The sequence below is a fragment of the Amycolatopsis sp. NPDC114503 genome (genome assembly GCF_055633655.1).
On the sequence record NZ_JBVKDT010000013.1, the window covers coordinates 50,235 to 69,463 of the forward strand.

Annotated in this window: 19 protein-coding genes; 12 read left to right on the forward strand and 7 right to left on the reverse strand. The window is 68.2% G+C overall.

Translation table 11 applies throughout. From position 1 onward, the window contains the following. The first annotated feature begins 125 nt into the window (after window positions 1–125). Both ACZ7OI_RS39270 and ACZ7OI_RS39275 read left to right on the forward strand, forming a co-directional pair. Window positions 126–1,034 carry a ribonuclease Z gene (locus ACZ7OI_RS39270; protein ID WP_470269195.1) on the forward strand — a complete coding sequence of 303 codons (909 nt, stop codon included), beginning with the start codon at window positions 126–128 and terminating at the stop codon, window positions 1,032–1,034. Window positions 1,035–1,204: 170 nt separating this feature from the next. Beyond that, window positions 1,205–2,044, forward strand: coding sequence for a phosphotransferase family protein (locus ACZ7OI_RS39275; RefSeq protein ID WP_470269196.1), 840 nt, complete (start codon window positions 1,205–1,207; stop codon window positions 2,042–2,044). 140 nt (window positions 2,045–2,184) lie between these two features. On the opposite strand, the gene ACZ7OI_RS39280 is transcribed toward ACZ7OI_RS39275, so the two are convergent. Next, entirely contained in the window at window positions 2,185–2,724 is a 540-nt protein-coding gene (locus ACZ7OI_RS39280; protein ID WP_470269197.1) for a GNAT family N-acetyltransferase, read from the reverse strand. 302 nt (window positions 2,725–3,026) lie between these two features. Between ACZ7OI_RS39280 and ACZ7OI_RS39285 the strand changes: the two genes are divergently transcribed. From ACZ7OI_RS39285 to ACZ7OI_RS39305, 5 genes are all read left to right on the forward strand, one after another. After that, window positions 3,027–3,998, forward strand: coding sequence for an alpha/beta hydrolase (locus tag ACZ7OI_RS39285; protein ID WP_470269198.1), 972 nt, complete (start codon window positions 3,027–3,029; stop codon window positions 3,996–3,998). Window positions 3,999–4,822: 824 nt separating this feature from the next. After that, a complete protein-coding gene (locus tag ACZ7OI_RS39290) occupies window positions 4,823–8,173 on the forward strand; it encodes a TM0106 family RecB-like putative nuclease (RefSeq protein WP_470269199.1) in 3,351 nt (1,116 codons plus the stop codon). A gap of 1,560 nt (window positions 8,174–9,733) precedes the next feature. After that, entirely contained in the window at window positions 9,734–10,849 is a 1,116-nt protein-coding gene (locus tag ACZ7OI_RS39295) for an FAD-dependent oxidoreductase (protein ID WP_470269200.1), read from the forward strand. 121 nt (window positions 10,850–10,970) lie between these two features. Then, the gene (locus tag ACZ7OI_RS39300) at window positions 10,971–11,213 is read left to right on the forward strand and encodes a PLD nuclease N-terminal domain-containing protein (RefSeq protein ID WP_470269201.1); all 243 of its coding nucleotides are present in this window, start codon (window positions 10,971–10,973) and stop codon (window positions 11,211–11,213) included. Between the two features lie 36 nt (window positions 11,214–11,249). After that, on the forward strand, window positions 11,250–12,038 hold the full coding sequence (locus tag ACZ7OI_RS39305) for a nuclear transport factor 2 family protein (protein WP_470269202.1): 789 nt from the start codon (window positions 11,250–11,252) through the stop codon (window positions 12,036–12,038). A gap of 53 nt (window positions 12,039–12,091) precedes the next feature. Here the strand turns inward: ACZ7OI_RS39305 and ACZ7OI_RS39310 are convergent, their stop codons facing one another. After that, window positions 12,092–12,607, reverse strand: a complete 516-nt coding sequence (locus tag ACZ7OI_RS39310; protein ID WP_470269203.1) for a lytic polysaccharide monooxygenase auxiliary activity family 9 protein — start codon at window positions 12,605–12,607, stop codon at window positions 12,092–12,094. Between the two features lie 239 nt (window positions 12,608–12,846). Between ACZ7OI_RS39310 and ACZ7OI_RS39315 the strand changes: the two genes are divergently transcribed. Then, window positions 12,847–14,202, forward strand: coding sequence for an NAD-dependent succinate-semialdehyde dehydrogenase (locus ACZ7OI_RS39315; RefSeq protein ID WP_470269204.1), 1,356 nt, complete (start codon window positions 12,847–12,849; stop codon window positions 14,200–14,202). 25 nt (window positions 14,203–14,227) lie between these two features. Here ACZ7OI_RS39315 and ACZ7OI_RS39320 read toward each other — a convergent pair whose 3' ends face one another. Next, complete coding sequence (locus tag ACZ7OI_RS39320) at window positions 14,228–14,476, reverse strand: AMED_5909 family protein (protein ID WP_470269205.1); 249 nt, start codon at window positions 14,474–14,476, stop codon at window positions 14,228–14,230. 5 nt (window positions 14,477–14,481) lie between these two features. On the opposite strand from ACZ7OI_RS39320, the gene ACZ7OI_RS39325 reads away from it, so the two are divergent. Next, entirely contained in the window at window positions 14,482–14,670 is a 189-nt protein-coding gene (locus ACZ7OI_RS39325; protein WP_470269206.1) for a UTRA domain-containing protein, read from the forward strand. A gap of 15 nt (window positions 14,671–14,685) precedes the next feature. Continuing rightward, complete coding sequence (locus tag ACZ7OI_RS39330) at window positions 14,686–15,351, forward strand: YdcF family protein (protein ID WP_470269207.1); 666 nt, start codon at window positions 14,686–14,688, stop codon at window positions 15,349–15,351. On the opposite strand, the gene ACZ7OI_RS39335 is transcribed toward ACZ7OI_RS39330, so the two are convergent. From ACZ7OI_RS39335 to ACZ7OI_RS39345, 3 genes are all read right to left on the reverse strand, one after another. After that, the gene (locus ACZ7OI_RS39335) at window positions 15,344–15,937 is read right to left on the reverse strand and encodes a TetR/AcrR family transcriptional regulator (protein WP_470269208.1); all 594 of its coding nucleotides are present in this window, start codon (window positions 15,935–15,937) and stop codon (window positions 15,344–15,346) included. The two genes, ACZ7OI_RS39330 and ACZ7OI_RS39335, sit on opposite strands and share 8 nt — an antisense overlap. 4 nt (window positions 15,938–15,941) lie before the next feature. Beyond that, entirely contained in the window at window positions 15,942–16,808 is an 867-nt protein-coding gene (locus tag ACZ7OI_RS39340; RefSeq protein WP_470269209.1) for an alpha/beta fold hydrolase, read from the reverse strand. Window positions 16,809–16,885: 77 nt separating this feature from the next. After that, window positions 16,886–17,248 carry a winged helix-turn-helix transcriptional regulator gene (locus ACZ7OI_RS39345; RefSeq protein ID WP_470269210.1) on the reverse strand — a complete coding sequence of 121 codons (363 nt, stop codon included), beginning with the start codon at window positions 17,246–17,248 and terminating at the stop codon, window positions 16,886–16,888. Between the two features lie 82 nt (window positions 17,249–17,330). Between ACZ7OI_RS39345 and ACZ7OI_RS39350 the strand changes: the two genes are divergently transcribed. Continuing rightward, window positions 17,331–18,170, forward strand: coding sequence for an SDR family oxidoreductase (locus ACZ7OI_RS39350; RefSeq protein ID WP_470269211.1), 840 nt, complete (start codon window positions 17,331–17,333; stop codon window positions 18,168–18,170). Window positions 18,171–18,173: 3 nt separating this feature from the next. Here ACZ7OI_RS39350 and ACZ7OI_RS39355 read toward each other — a convergent pair whose 3' ends face one another. After that, window positions 18,174–18,572: a Fur family transcriptional regulator gene (locus ACZ7OI_RS39355; protein WP_470269212.1), complete on the reverse strand. Its 399-nt coding sequence runs from the start codon at window positions 18,570–18,572 to the stop codon at window positions 18,174–18,176. A gap of 119 nt (window positions 18,573–18,691) precedes the next feature. Between ACZ7OI_RS39355 and ACZ7OI_RS39360 the strand changes: the two genes are divergently transcribed. Then, window positions 18,692–19,114, forward strand: coding sequence for a Fur family transcriptional regulator (locus ACZ7OI_RS39360; RefSeq protein WP_470269213.1), 423 nt, complete (start codon window positions 18,692–18,694; stop codon window positions 19,112–19,114). Window positions 19,115–19,229 lie beyond the last annotated feature (115 nt).

Consider the following 19,229-nt stretch of genomic DNA (forward strand, 5'->3'; position numbering starts at 1 on the left):
GAATTCGAACGGCAATTGTTCGCGGCGCGCGGCCGTCCGGGGAATTCCTCCCGGACGGCCGCCGCTGTTTCCGCGGAGTTCATTTCGGTGGCGTCGGGCCCAGGCGTGACGCGAAGATGATCGTCATGTCCCGACGCGAGCTAGTGGTGCTCGGCTCGGCGAGCCAGACGCCGACCCGGCACCGCAACCACAACGGCTACCTGCTGCGCTTCGACACCGACGGCGTCCTCTTCGATCCGGGCGAAGGCACCCAGCGGCAGATGATGTACGCCGGTGCGACGGCGAGCGAACTCACGCACCTCTGCGTGACCCACTTCCACGGCGACCACAGCCTCGGCCTCGCCGGCATCATCCAACGGCTGTCGCTGGACGGCGTCGCGCATCCCGTGCGCTGCCATTACCCAGCGTCCGGCCAGGAGTACTTCGACCGGTTGAGGCACTCGACGTCGTTCCACGAACGCGCCGAACTGGTCCCGCTGCCGATCTCCGCGCCGGGCCCGCTCGGTGGTGCTCTGTCGGCGTACCCGCTGGAACACCGCATCGACTGCTTCGGCTACCGCTACACCGAGCCGGACGGGATCCGGATGCTGCCGGACGCACTCGCCGCAGCAGGCGTCCAAGGCCCTGCGGTACGAAAACTCCAGGCCGACGGGGTGTACATGACAGAGGACGGCGTGGTCCGACTGGAGGACGTGAGTGTGCCGCGTCGGGGCCAGGTGGTCGCGTTCGTGATGGACACGCGCCTGTGCGCGGGTGCGTTCGCCTGCGCGCAAGAGGCGGACCTGCTGATCGCCGAATCGACCTTCCGCGCCGACGACGCCGACTTGGCCTACCGCTACGGCCACCTGACCAGCACCGACGCCGGTCGGCTCGCCGCGGAGTCGGGTGCCCGGGAGCTGCTGCTGACGCACTTCTCGCAGCGCTACCCGTACGAGGAGGCGGACCGGTTCCGCGACGAAGCCGCGAAGGTATTCGACGGGGAGATCCACGTGGCCCGGGACCTGGACGTGGTGCCCTTGCCTCCGCGGCGGTGAGGCGTCTTCGCGGGGGCTCAGGCACCTCCGCGTTAGGCATCTTCGTGACGATGAGGCACGTCCGCGAGGTGAAGGTGCCTTCGCGACGATGAAGCACCTCCGCGGCACCGAGGCATCTTCGCGACGGTGCGGCGTGGCCGCGGCGCGGCCACGTCCGGCAAACTCGCGGAATGCGTCAACCGGTCCCCGCCGACCTGCTGGAAATCGCCGAAGCACTCGTCCCCGGCACCGCAGTCAGCTCCGCCCGCCTAGCCGCCCAGGGAAACATGCACCACGTCGTGCTGCTGCCCGGTATCGCAGCCGTACGGATCAGCAAACGCCCCGACGCCGCAGCCGAGCTCCCTCGCCGAGCCAAGATCCTCGGCGCCGTCGCAGCGGCCGGCCTGCCTTTCGCCGTGCCAGAGCCGCTGACCCCAGTGACGACGTTCGGAGACCGCGCAGCCGTCGCGGTCTCCTGGATCGACGGCGAGGGCCTGCCGGAAGGCGTCGGCGACCCAGCGGTGTTCGGCCCACTGTTGACGGCATTGCGCGAGGTTGAGATCTCACCGGAGCTCGAAGCCGTCCTCCACCGGCCGCGCAGATATGCCAACGGCCTGGGCTGGGCAGAAATCTTGCACGAGGTCATCCCACGCCTGCCGGAAAGGTGGCAGCCCGGAGTCCAGCAACGCTTGGACACACTGCTGGTCCTAGAAGAGACCCCCGCCAGACTCGTCCACGGCGACCTCGGCGGCAGCAACGTCCACTTCGACACGAACGGCAAACTGACCGGCGTCCTCGACTGGGACCTGGCGACGTTGGCGGACCCAGCCATCGACGCAGCACTAGTCGCGACCTGGCACGGCTGGGACGTCCTCCGCGCAGCCGCCGACAAGGAAACCTTCCGACGCGCCCGAGCCTGGAACGACCCGATCGGCGTCGAGCACCTGCACGCGGTCTTCGCCGGAAAACCTTTGTCGAGCGTCGACGGCTTCGTCCGGGCTGTCGTCGCCTGGCTGGAGGCACGCGGCTAAGAGCGAAGCGAGGATCGCCGAAACGAGTTCGAACGCGGGGACAGGCGGCCACGAGACCGCGCCGTCCATCAAGGAGCCCGCCTCCGCTCGGGTTGTTCGGCCGACGGACGTACTGCGTGCTCGTTGCCTGCGGCTGGCAGTCAGCCTCCCGAAGTCCGGACGTGCCGATGCCCGCGGGCCGGAAATTCCGGCGGTGCGGGCGGCAAGAGTTCGTCGAGGACGTAGCCGCACTTCTCCGCGACCCGACAGGACGCCAGGTTGTCCTCGGCATGGAGCAAGTCCAGACGACTCAACGGGACGATCCGCTGCGTGCCGAGCGCCCACTGCGACGTAGTTTCCAACGCGCGGGCAGCGATGCCTCGACCTCGGGCCTGAGCAGCAATCCAGTAGCCGACCTCGGCTGTCCCCGCATCCCTGACCTTCACGACGACGTGCCCGAGCGGCGTGTCGTCTTCGGCCACCACCGCGAAGCTGAACTGCGTTGCGGATTCCCAACCGGAAGCTTGTGCGTCCAGCCACCACCGGGCATCGCCGTCATCGGCGAGAGAAGTGGCCAACCACCGACGCAACAGCGGGTCGCGGTGCGCGACGACCAGCGCCTGCCGATCCTCCAGTCGCCACGGCCGCAGCTGCAAGGCTTTCGCGGACTCGGTTCGGGGTATGGAGAGGACGACCGTCACGACCGCCCATTCTGCACCTGTCGAGACTTGTCCCGGCCGGAGTTCGCTCAAAGTCGTTGCCCGGCAGCGGCTTCGAGCGCGGTCCGCGAAAAATCGGCACTGGATGCCCCTGCAGTCGGGTAAACTCGCGGCATGCTCATCGAGGTGGACAGAGGCTAGCCGCCGGGTTCTCGGCGGCGTACTGGCCGACGCGTGCCCTGGCAGTAGGTCTTTCCCACCAACCTCCTCCTCGCGCGCCGTGCCGCGTGCGCTCAGTCGTGCGCCGGTCGCGCCGAGGGGATCGATGATGCCCAGGAGCACTCATGACGCAGGAAATGCCGCGTCCACCCTTCGATCCAGAACTAGCCGCAGTCCTGCCGACACTCGACGGCGGCGTACCGGTCGGCATGACAGCTGACCAACTGCAGCACTACCGAAACCTCCCTTTCCCCACCATCGAAGAACAAATCGGCGACCGCCCGGTCCGCTGCACGCACCACACGATCCCCGGTTACGGCGGCGCGGAGATCGAAGTCTCTGTCCTTTCGCAGGTGGACCACGAGGCCCCGGGCGTCGGCATCTACCACCTCCACGGCGGCGGAATGGTCATGGGAGACCGCTTCGCCGCGGCTGGTCCGCTGATCGACTGGGTGCTGAAGTACGACGCAGTCGCAGCCACCGTCGAGTATCGACTGGCTCCGGAGCATCCCGACCCCATACCCGTCGAGGACTGCTACGCGGGTTTGCGATGGATGGCCGCCAACTCCGACGCCCTACGCTTCGCCCCCGACCGCCTGGTGATGTTCGGCGGCAGCGGCGGAGGAGGGCTAGCTGCCGGAATTGCGCTGCTGGCACGCGATCGCAACGGTCCGACGCTGCTCGGCCTGCTGCTGCAATGCCCGATGATCGACGACCGCAACGAGACGGTGTCGTCTCACCAGTACGACGGCATTGGCGTCTGGGACCGGACCAGCAACCTGACCGCGTGGACCGCAGTCCTAGGCGAGCACCGCGGTACCGCCGCCGTCTCGCCCTACGCCGCAGCCGCCCGAGCAACCGACCTGAGCGGCCTCCCGCCAACCTTCATCGACGTCGGCGCGGCGGAGGTCTTCCGAGACGAGGACGTAGCCTTCGCCACCTCGATCTGGGCATCCGGAGGCGACGCCGAACTCCACGTCTGGGGCGGCGCATTCCACGGCTTCCACGACCTAGCACCACAATCCGCGCTGGCCGAAGCATGCATCGCGGCGCGCGAGTCGTGGCTCGAGCGATTGCTCAACCGCCCGAGGCCGTAGCGGGATGGCGCGCCGCCCCTGCTTGCTGTGGCCGCCGGGGTGGCGCGCACCTCGCGGAACGAGGTGCTCGACAACGCCACGACCCTGCGCGTGCCACGACTTCGCACCGGGACCCGCGCTGGCCGAGCGAATCGCGCGCCGCCTGCCGAGATCACCGAGGCGGTGCACACCTCGCCGACCGACATGACCGGCAACCCCGCCAGCTCGCAGATCACCAAGACCCGCTCAGCACAGACTCCGACCGAAAGCCACCTCCGACCAACCGCTCCGCGCCATGCCAGGTCAACGGCACCGCCTGAGGCCGACCGCGCCATGCCACGCAACCGCTCCACGTCAGGCGAACTGCACTGCCTCGGGCCAACCGAGCCATGCCAGGCCAACTGCGTCACGTCAGGCGAATAGCACCGCCCCAGGCCTCGTGCCATGCCGGGCCACCCGTGCCATGCCGGGCCAACTGCTCCACGTCAGGCGAACTGCACTGTCTCAGGCCGACCGCGCCATGCCAGGCCAACTGCTCCACGTCAGGCGAACTGCACTGCCTCGGGCGAACCGCGCCATGCCGGGCCGCCCGTGCCATGCCGGGTCAACCGCGTCACGTCAAGCGAACCGCACCGTCTCAGACCAACCGCTCCACCTCAGACCAACCGCACCACCAACCCCTCTCACCTCCCCGCAACCTCCGCTCCAGCACCCACCTCCACCCTCCTCGACTCCCGCTTCCCCACCACCCCAAGATCATCCCATCCACCACCGACAATTCCGGGCGGCGTGTCGCCACCCCGCCTCGCCAGGGCCCGCCACCGCGCGTGACAGACTGCCGGGCGATGTACACGCCGTCTGATCTCGCTGACCTGCTCGAATGCGAGCACCGGAGCATCCTCAAGCAGGCACTGGCGGCGGGGATACCCGGCGCGCCGAGGCCCAGTTCCGCACCCGATCGGCTGGCGGTGAAGCACGGGCGCGCGCACGAGGCGGCCACGCTCAGCCGGTTGCGCAGCGAGCGGACGCAGGTCGTCGAGATCGAGGAGCACGATCCGGTCGTCGCGGCGAAGGCCACCGAGGAAGCGTTGCGCGCGGGCGCTCCGGTGGTCTACCAGGCGGTGTTCCACGACGGCGAGTTCTCCGGCCGCGCCGATTTCCTCCTGCGCGACGACCAGGGCCGCTACGAGGTTTACGACACGAAGCTCGCCCGGCACGCCAAGCCGTCCGCGGTCGTGCAGCTCACCGCGTATGCCGACGCTCTGCGCCGCGGCGGCTGGCCCGCCGGCCCGGAGATGCATCTGCTGCTGGGTGACGGCAGCACGCGCAGCCTGCGCGTCGACGACTTCCTCCCGCTCGTGGACCGGCTCCGCGACCGGTTGCAGGACCGTCCGCCGCAGTTGCCGGACCGGGTTTGGGCCGACGAGCGTCCGGCGTGCACCGGATGCGCGTTCGCCGACCACTGTTCGTCCGCGCGCGAGGCCGACCGGGATCTGTCCCTGGTCGCCGGGATGCGCAGCGAGCAGCGGCGCAAGCTGGTGACTGCCGGGCTCGGCACCATCGACGCGCTCGCCGGCTCCGAACCCGCCGACCGTCCGCGCGACATGTCCGAGGGCACGTTCGCCTCGTTGCGCGCGCAGGCCGCGATCCAGGTCCGCCAGGACGAAACCGGCGAGCTGGCCTACGAAATCATCGCCCCGGACGCGCTCGCCGAACTGCCCGAAGCCAGCCCCGGCGACGTCTTCTTTGACATGGAAGGCGACCCATACGCCCTGGCCGGCACCGGCCTGGAGTACCTCTTCGGCGCGGTCACCCCGGACGAGCGCTTCACCCCGTTCTGGGCACACTCGCGCGCGCAGGAGAAACGAGCGTTCGAGGAGTTCATCGACTTCGCCACCGCACGGCTCGCGGAACACCCCGACGCGCACGTCTACCACTACGCGCCGTACGAGGTCACGGCGATCAAGCGGCTCGCCGCCATCCACGGCACGCGGGAGGAAGCCGTGGACGAGCTGCTGCGCAGCGGCGCGATGATCGACCTGTATGCCGTGGTACGCAAGGCTTTGCGGGTAGGACAGCGGTCGTATTCGATCAAGTATTTAGAACCACTGTACATGCCGGAAGCCCGCGACGGCGAGGTTAAAACGGCTGCGTCGAGCATCGAGGCGTACGAGGACTACCTGACGCTCTCGTCCGCGGGAAATACCGAGCAGGCCGACGAAATCCTGCGCGGCATCGCGGACTACAACGAGTACGACTGCCTCTCCACCTTGCGCCTGCACGAATTCCTCCACCGCGTGCGCGCCGAAGCCGGAATCGACCTGGCCGAGCCGGACCCCGAGTCCGAAGTGGACGCTCTTCTCCGCCGCACCGAAGAAGAGGAAGCCGCCCAGCGCCGAGCCGAACGTGCCGCCGCGATGGCCGCTTTGGTCGACCCGCTCCTGGACGGCCTTCCCGAGGACCCCGCGGATTTCACCCCCGACGACCACGCCCGCGCGCTGCTGGCGGCGTCCGTCGGCTACCACCGGCGCGAGACGAACCCGGCGTGGTGGGAGTTCTTCCGGCAGCTGGCCGCCCCGCTCGGCGACCTTGAGGTGGACACGACCTGCGCGGTCCCGGTGTCGGTGACCGCGGGCGAGTGGGTGCCGCCGTCCGGCCGGCTGCGCACCGCGAAACGCACGCTGGCCGTGAGGTGCGACCCGGACCGGCCGCATCCGTTCGCGCCCGGCGACGACGTGCGATTGCGTTACGGCGCCGATGCTCGCGACGCGAAAGTCGTGTCCGCGACGGCCGTCGAAGTGACCCTGGAGGAGAGCAGCGCCCCGGATCGGACGTCCAACGACCTTCCCGCGGCGGTCCTGCCGGGCAGCCCCGTCCGTCCGTCGCCGAAGGACGAGGCGGTAGCCGATCTTGCCCGGCTGGTCGGGGAAACCCTGCCCGCGCTGTCGTCACACCCCGGCGTCGACCTGTTGCGCCGCATCCCCCGGTTGCGCGGCGGTTTGCCCGAACCGGGGGAAGACCTGGTCGCCACGGTGATCACCGCGGTCGACCAGCTGGACGGTTCCGTGCTCGCCGTCCAGGGCCCGCCCGGGGCCGGAAAGACTTACCTGGCCGGGAAACTCATCGCGCATCTGGTGCGTTCGGGCCGGACCGTCGGCGTCACGTCGAACAGCCACAAGGCGGTCGAGAACGTGCTCTCGGCGGCCATGGAGAACGCACCGGAGATGGCCTGTGCCAAGCGCGCGAAGCGGACGCCGGACCCGTCATTGCCTTGGGAACAACCGAAAAACAACAACGCGCTGGTACGTTGGCGTGAAGAACACGACACCGGTCACCTGGTCGGCGGCACGGCGTGGACCTTCGCCAACGCCGCCGTGCGCGAAGAGCCCTTCGACGTCCTGGTGATCGACGAAGCCGGTCAATTCGCCCTCGCCGACGCGCTGGCGGTGTCGATGTGCGCGAAAAACGTGGTGCTGCTGGGGGATCCGCAGCAGCTGCCGCAGGTGGTGCAGGGCACGCACCCGGCAGGCGCGGAGGCGTCCGCGCTGGGGCACCTGATCGGCGACGCGGACATCATCCCGCCGGAACTGGGATATTTCCTCGACCTGACGCGCCGCATGCACCCCGCCGTGTGCGCGCCGGTCTCGAACCTGTCGTACGCCGGCTTGCTGCACTCGCATCCCACCGCGGAACGTTCGATCGACGGCTTCCCGTCGGGTCTCTATCTGGCGACGGTCGAGCACAGCGGGAATACCACGCGTTCGGTGGAGGAGGCCGACGAAGTGGTCTCGGTGATCAAGTCGCTGCACGGTCGTTCGTGGGAGGGCCGGCCGCTCACTGACGCCGATTTCCTTGTCGTAGCCCCGTATAACTTGCAGGCGCGAGTCGTGACGCGCGCCCTTTCCGAAGCCGGTTTCGGCGACGTCCGAGTCGGCACGGTGGATCGGTTCCAAGGGCAAGAAGCACCCGTTGTGGTGACGACCATGACGTCCTCGTCGGCGGTAGACTTGCCACGAGGCCTTGATTTCTTGTTGTCCCGCAACCGGTTGAATGTCGCTCTGTCCCGCGCGCAGTCCGTCGCGGTTCTGGTGTGCTCCCCGAAGCTGCTCGAGGCGGACATCAGAACGGTGGACCAGATGCGGCTGGTCTCCGGGATGCTCGGGTTGCTGCGGGATGCTCGCGAGTGGATCGAGTGAGCCGGATCGACTGAGCTGTGTCGACGAAACCGGCGTCGTCTGGGCTGCATCGACTGAGCTGCGTCGATGGACCCGGCATCGACGGATCCGCGTCGACGAGACTGGCATCGACGGATCCGCGTCGACGGGACTGGCGTCGAGGGACTGGCATCGTCTGGCCTGCGTCGACGGGCCCGCGCCGACTGAGCTGCTGAGCTGCAGCGACCGGCCTGCATGGACGGACCTGCACCGACTGGCTTGTGTCGATGGACCTGCGTCGACTGAGCTGCTGAGCTGCAGCGACCGGCCTGCATGGACGGACCTGCACCGACTGGCTTGTGTCGATGGACCTGCGTCGACTGAGCTGCTTAGCTGCGTCGACAGGCCAGCGTGGACTGAGCTGCTGGCCTGCATCGACTGAGCTGCGTCGGTGGACCCGGCATCGACGGACCCGTCGTCGGCAGGGCCTGTATCGACGGGCTTGCGCCGACTGGGTTTACGTCGACGGAACCGGCGTAGACGGGGCCTGCATCGACGGACCTGCTGTCGACGGGCTTGTGCCGCCTGGGCTTGCATTTGACGGACCCTGCGCCAACGGTGCTTGCGTCGGGGGCCTGCATCGATGGGCTTGCGTCGACGGGCTTCCGCCGACGGACCCGGAGTCAACGGCGCTTGCGTCAACGCGGCCTGCCGCCGACGAGACTGACCTGCTGGGGTGCCCGCCCCGGCCGGTCCGGTCGGGATCCGGCGGCCGGGCGGGCACATGTCCCCGCTCGCGCGACCGTGGGGGTGGCGCGGCGAGCGAGGTGGTCTGAGCGCCCCGCGCGTCCGGCTTGCGGGAGCCGGAGCGGGGGCGCGGGATCCCCGTCCGCGCGGGGCACTGGGGGAGATACCGCAACGGACGGGGTGGCTGGGAGAAATCGGTGTCTTCGGCGCGGACAGTCCCACCTGGACCGGCCCCGCGCGCCGACGGCTGACCGGCGGACTCGGCTAGGTTCTGCCGCTGTTCAGTACAACTCGTTGCGGGACAAGAAAATTCCCGCGGCCGGGGGTGTGCTCCCGCTCGCCGACCGGACCGGCTGGGGGTTACCGGCCGGCGGGAGCAGGAGCACCGGATCCCGTTCCGCGCCTGGGGGGAGCAGTCGCGCGGAGCGGGTGGTTTGTGCGCCGGTACGGGGGCCGCCTCGCGGCGAGTGGCACGACCAGGCTCCGGCCGGACCGGTATTCCTGGAAGGCAGAAGGTGAGGCCCGGGGGCACCTCCGTACCGACACCCTGTACAACGCGCGAGCCGCCCGAATGTTCCGGCCCCATAAGGTGATCTGGGTCGCCACCAATCGAGTGACCGCTTGGTCGGCTCGGGTAGTCGAGCGACGGCTGAACCTCGATCAGGTTGCGCTGCCTAGTGAATCGTTGTGCATTCGCCGCACGGTCTGGCACGCCGCCTTTCCTTGGCTTGACCATCCCGGCTCGGCGCAAGTACCAGGACGGGGGTTGACCGGCGTCACTCGGCAACGAACTTGTTCGTAACGAACATGTTCGTTATGCTCGGATCAGCCACCCCGAAAGAAACGGAGCACCTCATGACCATCACCATCGTCGGCGCCGGCCTCGGCGGTCTCAGCCTCGCCCGCGTCCTGCACGTCCACGGCATCGAAGCCACCGTCCTCGACCTCGACGCATCCCCGTCCGCCCGCGCACAGGGCGGCATGCTCGACATCCACGACGACTCCGGCCAGGTCGCCCTCCGCGCCGCCGGCCTGCACGCCGAATTCCGCGCCCTGGTCCACTCCGGCGGCCAGGAAACCCGCGTCTACGACCGCACCGCGGCCCTCCTGTTCTCCGAAGCCGACGACGGCAGCGGCGAGCGTCCCGAGATCGACCGCGGCGCGCTGCGCGACCTCCTCCTCAACTCGCTGCCGGAAGGCACCGTCCGCTGGGGCACGAAGGTCACCGCCGCCGAGCCGCTGCCTGGCGGGCGGCATCGCCTCACCCTTGCCGACGGCACGTCGCTCACCACGGACGTACTCATCGGAGCCGACGGCGCCTGGTCGCGGATCCGTCCGCTGGTCTCGCCGGAGAAACCGGCCTACACCGGGATCTCCTTCGTCGAGATCGACCTCCTCGAAGCCGACACCCGGCACCCGGAAGCGGCAGCTCTCCTCGGCGGCGGCATGAGTTTCGCGCTCGGCGAGGGCAAAGGTTTTCTCGCACACCGCGAACCGGACGGCAGCCTGCACGTCTATGCCGCCGTGCGCGTCCCGGAAACCTGGACCGCCTCCATTGACTTCACTGATCGCGACGCCGCCAAGGCTGCCGTGCTGAGTCACTTCGACGGCTGGTCTGACCAACTCCGCTCCCTGGTCGAGGACGCCGACGGCGATCTGACCCCGAGGCTGATCCACGCACTCCCCGTCGAACATTCGTGGACGCGGACGCCCGGCGTCACGTTGGTCGGCGACGCCGCACACTTGATGTCACCGTTTGCCGGAGAGGGCGCGAACCTCGCCATGCTCGACGGTGCCGAGTTGGGGCTCGCGCTCGCCCGGCATCCGGGCGACGTCGAACGCGCGCTTGCCGAGTACGAGGCTGCGTTGTTCCCGCGCAGCAGGAAATCGGCGGCGGAGTCGGCGCAAAGTCTCGACAGCTGTTTCCGCGCTGACGCACCGGCGGCTCTGCTCGAACTGTTCGGAGCCTGACGTCCACAGTGGACGCGTGTACGACTTAAGCGGTACCCGGATCGAGCCGTCAAGCCGATCCGGGCCAGGCGGTTCCGCTCGCACAATGGGTTCCGACCCGCTGTGAGAGAGGAAGCCTCCGATGACCGCCGTCCTGGCCGACACTGTCCATCAAGGCCTGCACTTCGCCGCCGTCGCCGGGATCATGGCGCTGGTGGCGTTTCCGATCTTGCTGTTCCTCGGCGCGCTGGTGAGCGTGCTCGGCAGTCCGCTCAGCTTCGGGATGAAATTCGTGTGGGTGATCTTCGCGTTCTGCGCGCCGTTCCTCGGGCCGATGCTCTGGTTCCTGGTCGGCAAGAAGAGCGCGGAGGCCCCGCTTCGCTGACACAGGATGTCAGTGGAGCGCGGTTAGCGTCCGGGCATGGATCACGAGATTGACGTCGGCGAGTTCGCCGAACGGTATGTCGCAGTGTGGAACGAATCCGACCCGTCCGTCCGCCGCGCGGCGATTGCCTCGTTATGGGCCGAGGGCGGGGTGCAGTTCATCGAGTTCGCGGAGTACCGGGGCCATCAGGCTCTCGAGCGCCGGGTCGGGGAGGCCTTCGAAGAATTCGTTGGCGGGGCGGGATTCGTGTTCCGCTCCGCCGGAGACGCGGTGGGCCATCACGGCATGGTCCGGTTCAGTACCTACATGGTCCCCGCAGCGGGCGGCGAGGTCGCCTGGACCGGCTTCGTCGTGGCCGAACTTGGCGAGGACGGCCGTATCCTGCGCGACTGCCAGTTCGCCGAACCGCCGCGTCCCGCGTTCCCGGACGCCAGGGCGGTGGCGGACGAATTCGTGCGCCGGGTCGCGCAAGGCGACCCGGAGCGGATCGCGGAGCTTTTCGCGGAACCGGTCGACTGGCGGGTGAGCTGGCCGGAACCGGAACATCCCGCGGTGCCGTGGATCCGGCCGCGCTCTTCCCGGGCAGACGTCGCGGACCATTTCCGGACGCTCGGAAGCGCTTGTGCTCCCGAAGAAATCCGGGTCGACCGAATCATGATCGACGGTCCGGACGCGGTGCTCGTCGGGACTAGTGCGCAGACAGTCAAACTGACCGGCAAGCGTTTCGCGACGAGCTTGGCGGTGTGCCTGACGGTCGGCGGCGGATTGATCACGCGGTATCACGTTTACGAAGACAGCCTCGCCGTCGCTGAGGCATTCGCCTGACAGCCGGGCAGCCGGACGGAGATTTCGTCTGGCTGCCCGGCCTTTTCACGCGGTCAGGAAACGTTCAAGTCGATGCAGGCGTAGAACGCGTTGCCGGTGTCGGCGATGTTCCACACCGCGAGCACCTTCTGCTGTCCGGTGTAGCCGCTCAGGTCGACCTGGTGCGACACGGTTTCCCCGGGTGCCTGGCCGCCGCCGTCGAAGCTCGCGACCATCGTGTCGCCGATGAAGTACTCGTAGTCGGAAGTGGCGTGCCGCGCGGTGAACACCCAGTTGAAGGTGACCTGGGTGCCGACCGGGCTGACCTTCCAGCCCTTGCTGTCGTCGTCGAGGTCGGCGAAGCGGTCGACGCCGCCGCTGCAGCTGTGCAGCCCCTTCGGTCCCTCGACGCTCTGCGGTTCCCATTTGATGTCGCCGCAGGACACCGTTCCGTCCGCGCATTGAGCCTGCCTGCTCGGCGGGGAGCTGACGTAGCCGTGCGCGCTGGCGATGCCGGGACCGATCAGCATCAGCACCGGAGCGAGTATCGCGCCGCCGAGTGCGGCGAGCATCGTGCGTTTGCGGGGCATGGTGGCTCCTTCGAAGCCGGGCCCGCTCCCGCGCCGGAGGGCGGCCGGACGAGCCACGGCACGACCGACGAGCCCGCGGTGGGGTGGTGCGCGGGCGGAGGGGGGATGGGGAGATTTGTGGTCTAGACCATACTCGACCGCCCGCACTCGGTCAAGAATCAGCTACCCTGCGTTATCTATACACGGGATACTGTATGCAATAGGATGTAGTCGAGGATGCCGACCGCAGGGAGACCGCGATGTACACGGTGACCGACCCGGCCACGGGCCAGCTGATCGAGGAAATCGAGAACGTCAGCGACGCAGAGGTTCTCGAGGCGATCGAGCGTGTTGGCAATGGATATCGCAGCTGGCGGGACCGTCCGGTGGCGGAACGAGCAGCGATCGTCGCCCGCGCCGCGGACCTGTTCTCGCAGCGTGCCGACGAGCTGGCCGCCATCATGACTTTGGAGATGGGCAAGCGCATCAACGAGGGCCGCGGCGAGGTGGGGATCGTCGTGGACATCTTCCGCTACTACGCGGAGCGCGGCCCGGACCTGATCGCCGACGAACCGCTCCCGATCCGCGGCGGCTCCGCGGTCATCCGCAAGGAACCGATCGGCGCGCTGCTGGGCGTGATGCCGTGGAACTTCCCGTGCTACCAGGTGGCCCGGTTCGTCGCGCCGAATCTGGTGCTGGGGAACACGATCCTGCTCAAACACGCGTCGATCTGCCCGCGTTCCGCGCTGGCGATCGAGGCGATTCTGCACGAAGCAGGCGTTCCGGACGATGCGTACGTGAACGTCTTCGCGTCCAGCCGCCAGGTCCCGGCAATTCTTGCTGACCCGCGCATCCAAGGCGTTTCCCTGACTGGCAGTGAGCAGGCGGGTATTTCGGTGGCAGCCGAAGCGGGCCGGAACCTGAAGCGATGCGTGTTGGAACTGGGCGGCGCGGATCCGCTGCTGGTGCTCGACACCGTGGATTTGGACGAAACGGTGCAGGCGGTGGCGACTGCGCGGATGCGGAACTGCGGGCAGTCCTGTAATGCGCCTAAGCGGATTATTGTCCAGTCTGACCTTTATGAGGAATTCGTCGACCGTTTCACCAAACGGGTCGCGGACTATTACGTCCCGGGGGATCCGGCTGACCCGGCTACGAAGCTTCCTCCGCTGGCTTCCGTTGCGGCTGCTGACGAGGTGGCTGGCCAGGTGGCTCGCGCGGTGGAGCAGGGCGCGACGCTGCGAACCGGTGGCCGCCGCGGCGAGGGTGCGTATCTGGAAGCGACTGTCCTGACTGATGTCACGCCGGAGATGGACGCTTACCGGGAGGAGATCTTCGGGCCGGTGGCGATTTTGTTCCGGGCGGAATCGGATGATCACGCTATTGAGATCGCTAATGACTCGCCGTTCGGTCTGGGGGCGGCGGTGTTCGGCACGGATCCGGTTCGGTTGCGCCGAGCGGCGGACCGGTTGGAGGCGGGGATGGTGTATTTCAACAAGTCCGGCGGGTCGCAGGCGGATTTGCCGTTCGGCGGGATCAAGCGCTCGGGGATGGGGCGGGAGCTGGGGCCGTCGGGGATTGAGGAGTTTATGAACAAGAAATCCATCCGGCTTTGAACGGGGTTCCGGTGTCTAATGTGGACTAGGTCTGTTCGCTCTTGCTCTCTTCGGGCGGCGGAGAGAACCGTGCGGCCTGACGCTCTTCGTAGCCAGCCCAGTACAGGGCCTCGTGATGATGCCAGCGGTCGTAGTCCGCGACAGTCCGATACATCCACGCGTTCGTGAGGTGGAAAGCCGCCCAGGTCGAACGGGTCGCGCTAGATGCTGGACGCCGGGTTGTCGCGGAGGCGTGCGCGTCGTGCAGCGTCGCTGGCTCAGCATCGATCGCCATGGTCCATGCCCTCCTGCTGGCACGTCCGCCGTCGCGGCGCCTCGTCGACGACGCTGGAACTCCCCGCAGGCGAACCCGTCATGGTCTTGCAGCGCCGCACCTTCACCGCGGACGGCCGCGTCGTGGAGTTCGCGCGAGGCGTCCACGCGGCGAGCCGGTTCTCCTGGTCCTATACGTTCAAGATCCCCGACTGACTTCGGAGTCCTCGCATGCCCGAGCGCTCGACCGCCCTGCCGGACCATCTCCGTGCCGACGTTCAAACGCTCTGGGACTACCACGACCTGCACCACGAACTCCGGCCCGCGGACGTCGGGATCGGGCTCGGCAGCCACGACCTCGGCGTCGCTGCCTGCGCCGCGGAGTTGTACCAGCGGGGATACTTCCCGCGGATCGTTTTCACCGGAGCCAACGCGCCGACGACCGTAGAACGATTCCCGCGAGGGGAAGCCGTGCACTACCGGGAGCACGCGTTGGAGCTAGGCGTTCCAGACGACGCGATCCTGCTCGAGCCAACAGCCCGCAACACCGGAGACAACATCGAGCGAAGCAGGCAGTTGTTGGAAGCACAGGGGATCGAGGTCAAATCAGTCATGCTGATCTCGCGCCCGTACCAACAACGACGGGCCTACGCGACGTGCAGAAAGCTGTGGCCCGAGGTAGCCGTCCGCTGCGCCTCCCAGCCGCTGCCGTTGGACGAGTACATCCAAAGCATCGGCGACTTGGACCGGGTCATCAACATGCTAGTCGGCGACACGCAACGGATCAGCGTCTACGCCCAACGAGGTTTCTCGATACCGCAAGACGTTCCGCGCCAGGTTGAGCGAGCTCTCGAGAGCTTGATAGCGAGCGGCTACACAGCCAGACTCCTCACCTAGGAAGCAACAACCCGCTCAACCACCCCGAAAACACCTGTTGCACATCCCCCCGCACCCGCCCCGGGTCATCGGCGTGCGCGATCATCCGCGCCGCTTCCATCACCGCGGCCAAGACCAGTTGCGCCAAGGCATCCACCGGCGTGTCCACAATCAACCCGGCCTCCCGCGCGGCCGCCAGGTTTTCCGCGACCAGCCCCAAGCCGTACTCGGCCTCAAGGTCCCGCCAGGCATCCCAGCCCAGCACGGCGGGGGCATCCGTCAGTGAGATCCGCCGGACGTCGGGGCGCAGGCAGGCGTCCAGGAACACCCCCAGTGCCCCCGAAAGCCCGGAAAGCGGGTCCGGCGCGGAATCAAGGACTTCCGAGACCTCGGCGGTCAACTCCCGTTCCAGCACCTCGACAACGGCCCGGAACAGGCCCTGCTTGTCGCCGAAATGGTGGTAAAGCGCGCCCCGCGTGACGCCGGCCGTGCGGGTGATTTCTTCGGCGGGCACGTCGTGGTAGCCGCGCGCGCCGAAGAGGTCGCGGGCGGCCTTGATCAGTGCGGCTCGCGTCGCGTCGGAGCGTTCTTGCTGGGTACGTCGCACGCACCTAATCTGCCATGGCGGCGGCGAAGCGCGTGATGTGCCTGGCCAGAGCGTCCGGTTGATCCTCCGAGACGAAGGTGTACGAGTCCGGCACCTCGACGATTTCCGCGTCCGGCAAGACCTCCGCGAGGCGGTGCGCGAGGCTGATCGGGAAGAGCCTCTCCTCAGGCGGCCATACCAGGAGCACTGGACGCTTGAACTGGCGCAGCTTTTCGGCCGCGGCCAGGGTGTGGCTTGAGTCGACGGTGCGCAGGAACTTGCGCAAATCCCTTCGCAGGCCAGGGGATTTCCGCAGCTTTCCCAGGTACTCCTGCGCGATGTCCGGCGGCAGCGGGCGCTTCGTGACCCAGCCGAACAGCAGCGGCAATCGGTACAGCGCCTTGATTCGCAGCAGTTGGCCGAGAACGGCCATCGAGCCAGGGACCCGGGCGATGGCCGGCAGGGGCTGGAAGATCGGCGGGAAGAAGTATTCGAAGCTGTCCGACGGCGTCAGCACGACCCGGCCGACTCGTTCCGGGTAGCGCGCGAGCAGCAGTTGCGTGATGGCGCCGCCGGTGTCGTTGGCGACCAGGATGACGTCTTCCAGGTCGAGCGCGGTCAGGAAGTCGCCGAGGAGGGTGGCGAGGCCGGGGGCGCTGAGGTCGGCGTCCGAGCGCATCGGGACCGAGTGGGCGCCCAGCGGAAGATCCGGTGCCAGGCAACGGAATCCGGCGTCCGCGACAGCGGGGGTGACCTTCCGCCACAGGAGGGCGTTGGTGAGCACGCCGTGCACGAACACGACCGGACGGCCGCGTCCGCGTTCGAAGTACCGGAGTTCGCCTTGGGGGAGGTTGACGTGCCGGGCGGTGCCGAGTCCTTCGTGTGCGTTCATGCTGGCGAAGATACATACATGCAGTCTGTATGTAAATTACCTCTGAGGTAATGGCCGGCCTGACCAGGGAGAATGGGCTACCGCGGGCCCATCCGCTGGGTGATCCGGTCGAAAAGATCGTCCAGCGGTTCGCGGACCTCCTGGCCGAACTCGGTGAGCCCGTAGGTGACCTGAGGCGGCGTGGTCGGCTCGACGTGCCGCCAGACGAGGCCGTCCTCGACCAGGCTGCGCAGGGACTGGGCGAGCATCTTTTCGCTGATGCCCCGGATGCTCTCGCGCAGTTCGTAGAACCGGAGTTCCTTGTCCCGCAACGAGATGAGGATCCAGATTCCCCACCGGCTGGTCACGTGGTCGATCACCGCCCGCGCCGGGCAGTCGGTGTGAAACACCTCATAGCGCGGCTGCGGGACGGCCGGGGTGAACTGCGCGCTTCCTGTCACGTATCGAGCTTACCCAAAGGTATGTCCTTACGAAGAGTAAGCAGGTCGGCCTAGCGTCGGTCGCCTACCGAAGGAGCGATTCATGATTGTGGTGACCGGGGCGACCGGAAACATCGGCAGGCCGTTGGTGCGGGCGTTGGTCGACGCGGGCGAGCAGGTGACGGCGGTGTCGCGGCGGGCCGCGGAGGTGCCGGACGGTGTCCGCCATGTCGTGGCGGATCTGGCAGATCCGGCCAGTCTCGAACCCGCGCTGACCGGCGCGAAAGCGTTGTTCCTCTTGCTGTCCGGCGATTTGCACGCCGTCGGAGCCAACCCGGCCGACCTCATCGCGAAGGCCGCGGACGCCGGGGTCCGCCGGGTCGTGCTGCTGTCGTCGTTGGGTGTGGCGACCAGGCCGTTCGGCACGACGCGGATCGCGATGCGCGAGCTGGAGGACGTGCTGCGGGAGTCCGGCCTCGACTGGGCCATCCTGCGGCCCGGCGGGTTCGACTCCAACGCGCTGGGCTGGGCGGAATCCGTTCGCACGCAAGGAATTGTCGCCGCGCCGTTCGGCGACACCGGGGTGCCGATCGTCGACCCCGCGGACATCGGGGAGGTCGCGGCCGCGTGCCTGGTGGACGACCGGCACGTCGGCGGCGTGTACGAGCTGACCGGGCCGGAGGTGATCACCCCGCGTCAGCAAGCCGAGGTGCTGGCTGCCGCGCTCGGCAAGCCGGTGCGGTTCCACGAGCTGACCCGGGCCGAGGCCAAGGCGTTCATGACTCAGAGCGTGCCGGGCGAACTCGCCGACGACACGCTGGACATCATCGGCTCGCCGAATCCGGCTGAGTTGCGCATCAGCCCGGACGTCGAGCGGGTCCTCGGCCGCCCGCCGCGTTCCTTCGCCGATTGGGCGGCTCGCAACGTCGCCGCGTTCCGCTGAGGTTTACTCGGCAGAGGCGCACCGCGAGCACAGGCCGGACTCTGCTTCCTCGGCGGATTCCGTTGGCGCGCCGTCGATTGCTTCCAGCCGGCCGCATTGGCGGCACAGCAGATGCCGGTGGTCGAAGCCGGACAGCTCGTACCGTTGGGCGACGCCGACGTGGTCGAAGCGGTGGACGAGACCGGCGGTGACCCCGGTGGTCAGCACGTCGTGGACGCCCCTCGTGGACGCCATCGACAGCCGTTCGCGGACCAGCGGCAGCAGCTCCGCGACGGTCACGTGCGGGTTTTCGGCCAGCACTTCCAGCACGACCTGCCGGGCGGTCGTCACGCGCAGGCCGGCGCGCCGGAGCCGGGTGCCGGCGTCGGCGCTGGACGGGAGGGGTGCGGAGGTCGTGAGCACGCTTCCTTTGTAGTCCGCAAAGTTGATCCAGTCAAATGTAAGATCGGGTCAACTCTGCGGACTGTGAGCCACTGCACGCCAGAATTGATTCGGTCAAGTCTGGGGGTACCATCCGGGCCATGGACGAGTTCGGGGCGCGCCTGCGCGGCAAGGGCCTGCGCAACACGCCGCAGCGGCGTGCGGTGCTGGCCGCGGTCGCGCGGACCCCGCACGTCACGGCCGCGGAGATCGCGACGGTGCTCGACGCCGACGGGGCCGTCGGCGCGTTGTCCAGGCAGGGCCTTTACAACGTGCTCGACGACCTCGTCGGCGCCCGCCTGCTGCGTCCGCTCGAACCGGCGGGCTCGCCGGCGCGGTTCGAACTCGAAACCCACGACAACCACCACCACCTGGTCTGCCGCGGCTGCGGCCGGATCCAGGACGTGCCGTGCGCGATCGGAGCCGCGCCGTGCCTCGAACCCGGGCCGGTGCCCGGTTTCCGGGTGGACCAGGCGGAGGTCACGTGGTGGGGGATGTGCGCGGAGTGCGAAGCCAAGGCTTAGTCGTGAGTGGCGGGGGGGGGGGTGACCCGGGGCCGCAAGCCCGAAAGCCCTCCCCCCACGAAGTCCTTCACTCCCATTGCCCAGACCAACCACCCGCAAACCAGTTTCTGTGTTC

Coding starts and splice junctions, on each gene's coding strand:
- ACZ7OI_RS39270 (WP_470269195.1), top strand. CDS start 126: ATGTCCCGACGCGAGCTAGTGGTGCTCGGCTCGGCGAGCCAGACGCCG.
- ACZ7OI_RS39330 (WP_470269207.1), top strand. CDS start 14,686: ATGCCCGAGCGCTCGACCGCCCTGCCGGACCATCTCCGTGCCGACGTT.
- ACZ7OI_RS39350 (WP_470269211.1), top strand. CDS start 17,331: ATGATTGTGGTGACCGGGGCGACCGGAAACATCGGCAGGCCGTTGGTG.
- ACZ7OI_RS39295 (WP_470269200.1), top strand. CDS start 9,734: ATGACCATCACCATCGTCGGCGCCGGCCTCGGCGGTCTCAGCCTCGCC.
- ACZ7OI_RS39360 (WP_470269213.1), top strand. CDS start 18,692: ATGGACGAGTTCGGGGCGCGCCTGCGCGGCAAGGGCCTGCGCAACACG.
- ACZ7OI_RS39305 (WP_470269202.1), top strand. CDS start 11,250: ATGGATCACGAGATTGACGTCGGCGAGTTCGCCGAACGGTATGTCGCA.
- ACZ7OI_RS39300 (WP_470269201.1), top strand. CDS start 10,971: ATGACCGCCGTCCTGGCCGACACTGTCCATCAAGGCCTGCACTTCGCC.
- ACZ7OI_RS39285 (WP_470269198.1), top strand. CDS start 3,027: ATGACGCAGGAAATGCCGCGTCCACCCTTCGATCCAGAACTAGCCGCA.
- ACZ7OI_RS39315 (WP_470269204.1), top strand. CDS start 12,847: ATGTACACGGTGACCGACCCGGCCACGGGCCAGCTGATCGAGGAAATC.
- ACZ7OI_RS39325 (WP_470269206.1), top strand. CDS start 14,482: ATGCCCTCCTGCTGGCACGTCCGCCGTCGCGGCGCCTCGTCGACGACG.
- ACZ7OI_RS39290 (WP_470269199.1), top strand. CDS start 4,823: ATGTACACGCCGTCTGATCTCGCTGACCTGCTCGAATGCGAGCACCGG.
- ACZ7OI_RS39310 (WP_470269203.1), bottom strand. CDS start 12,607: ATGCCCCGCAAACGCACGATGCTCGCCGCACTCGGCGGCGCGATACTC.
- ACZ7OI_RS39275 (WP_470269196.1), top strand. CDS start 1,205: ATGCGTCAACCGGTCCCCGCCGACCTGCTGGAAATCGCCGAAGCACTC.
- ACZ7OI_RS39340 (WP_470269209.1), bottom strand. CDS start 16,808: ATGAACGCACACGAAGGACTCGGCACCGCCCGGCACGTCAACCTCCCC.
- ACZ7OI_RS39320 (WP_470269205.1), bottom strand. CDS start 14,476: ATGGCGATCGATGCTGAGCCAGCGACGCTGCACGACGCGCACGCCTCC.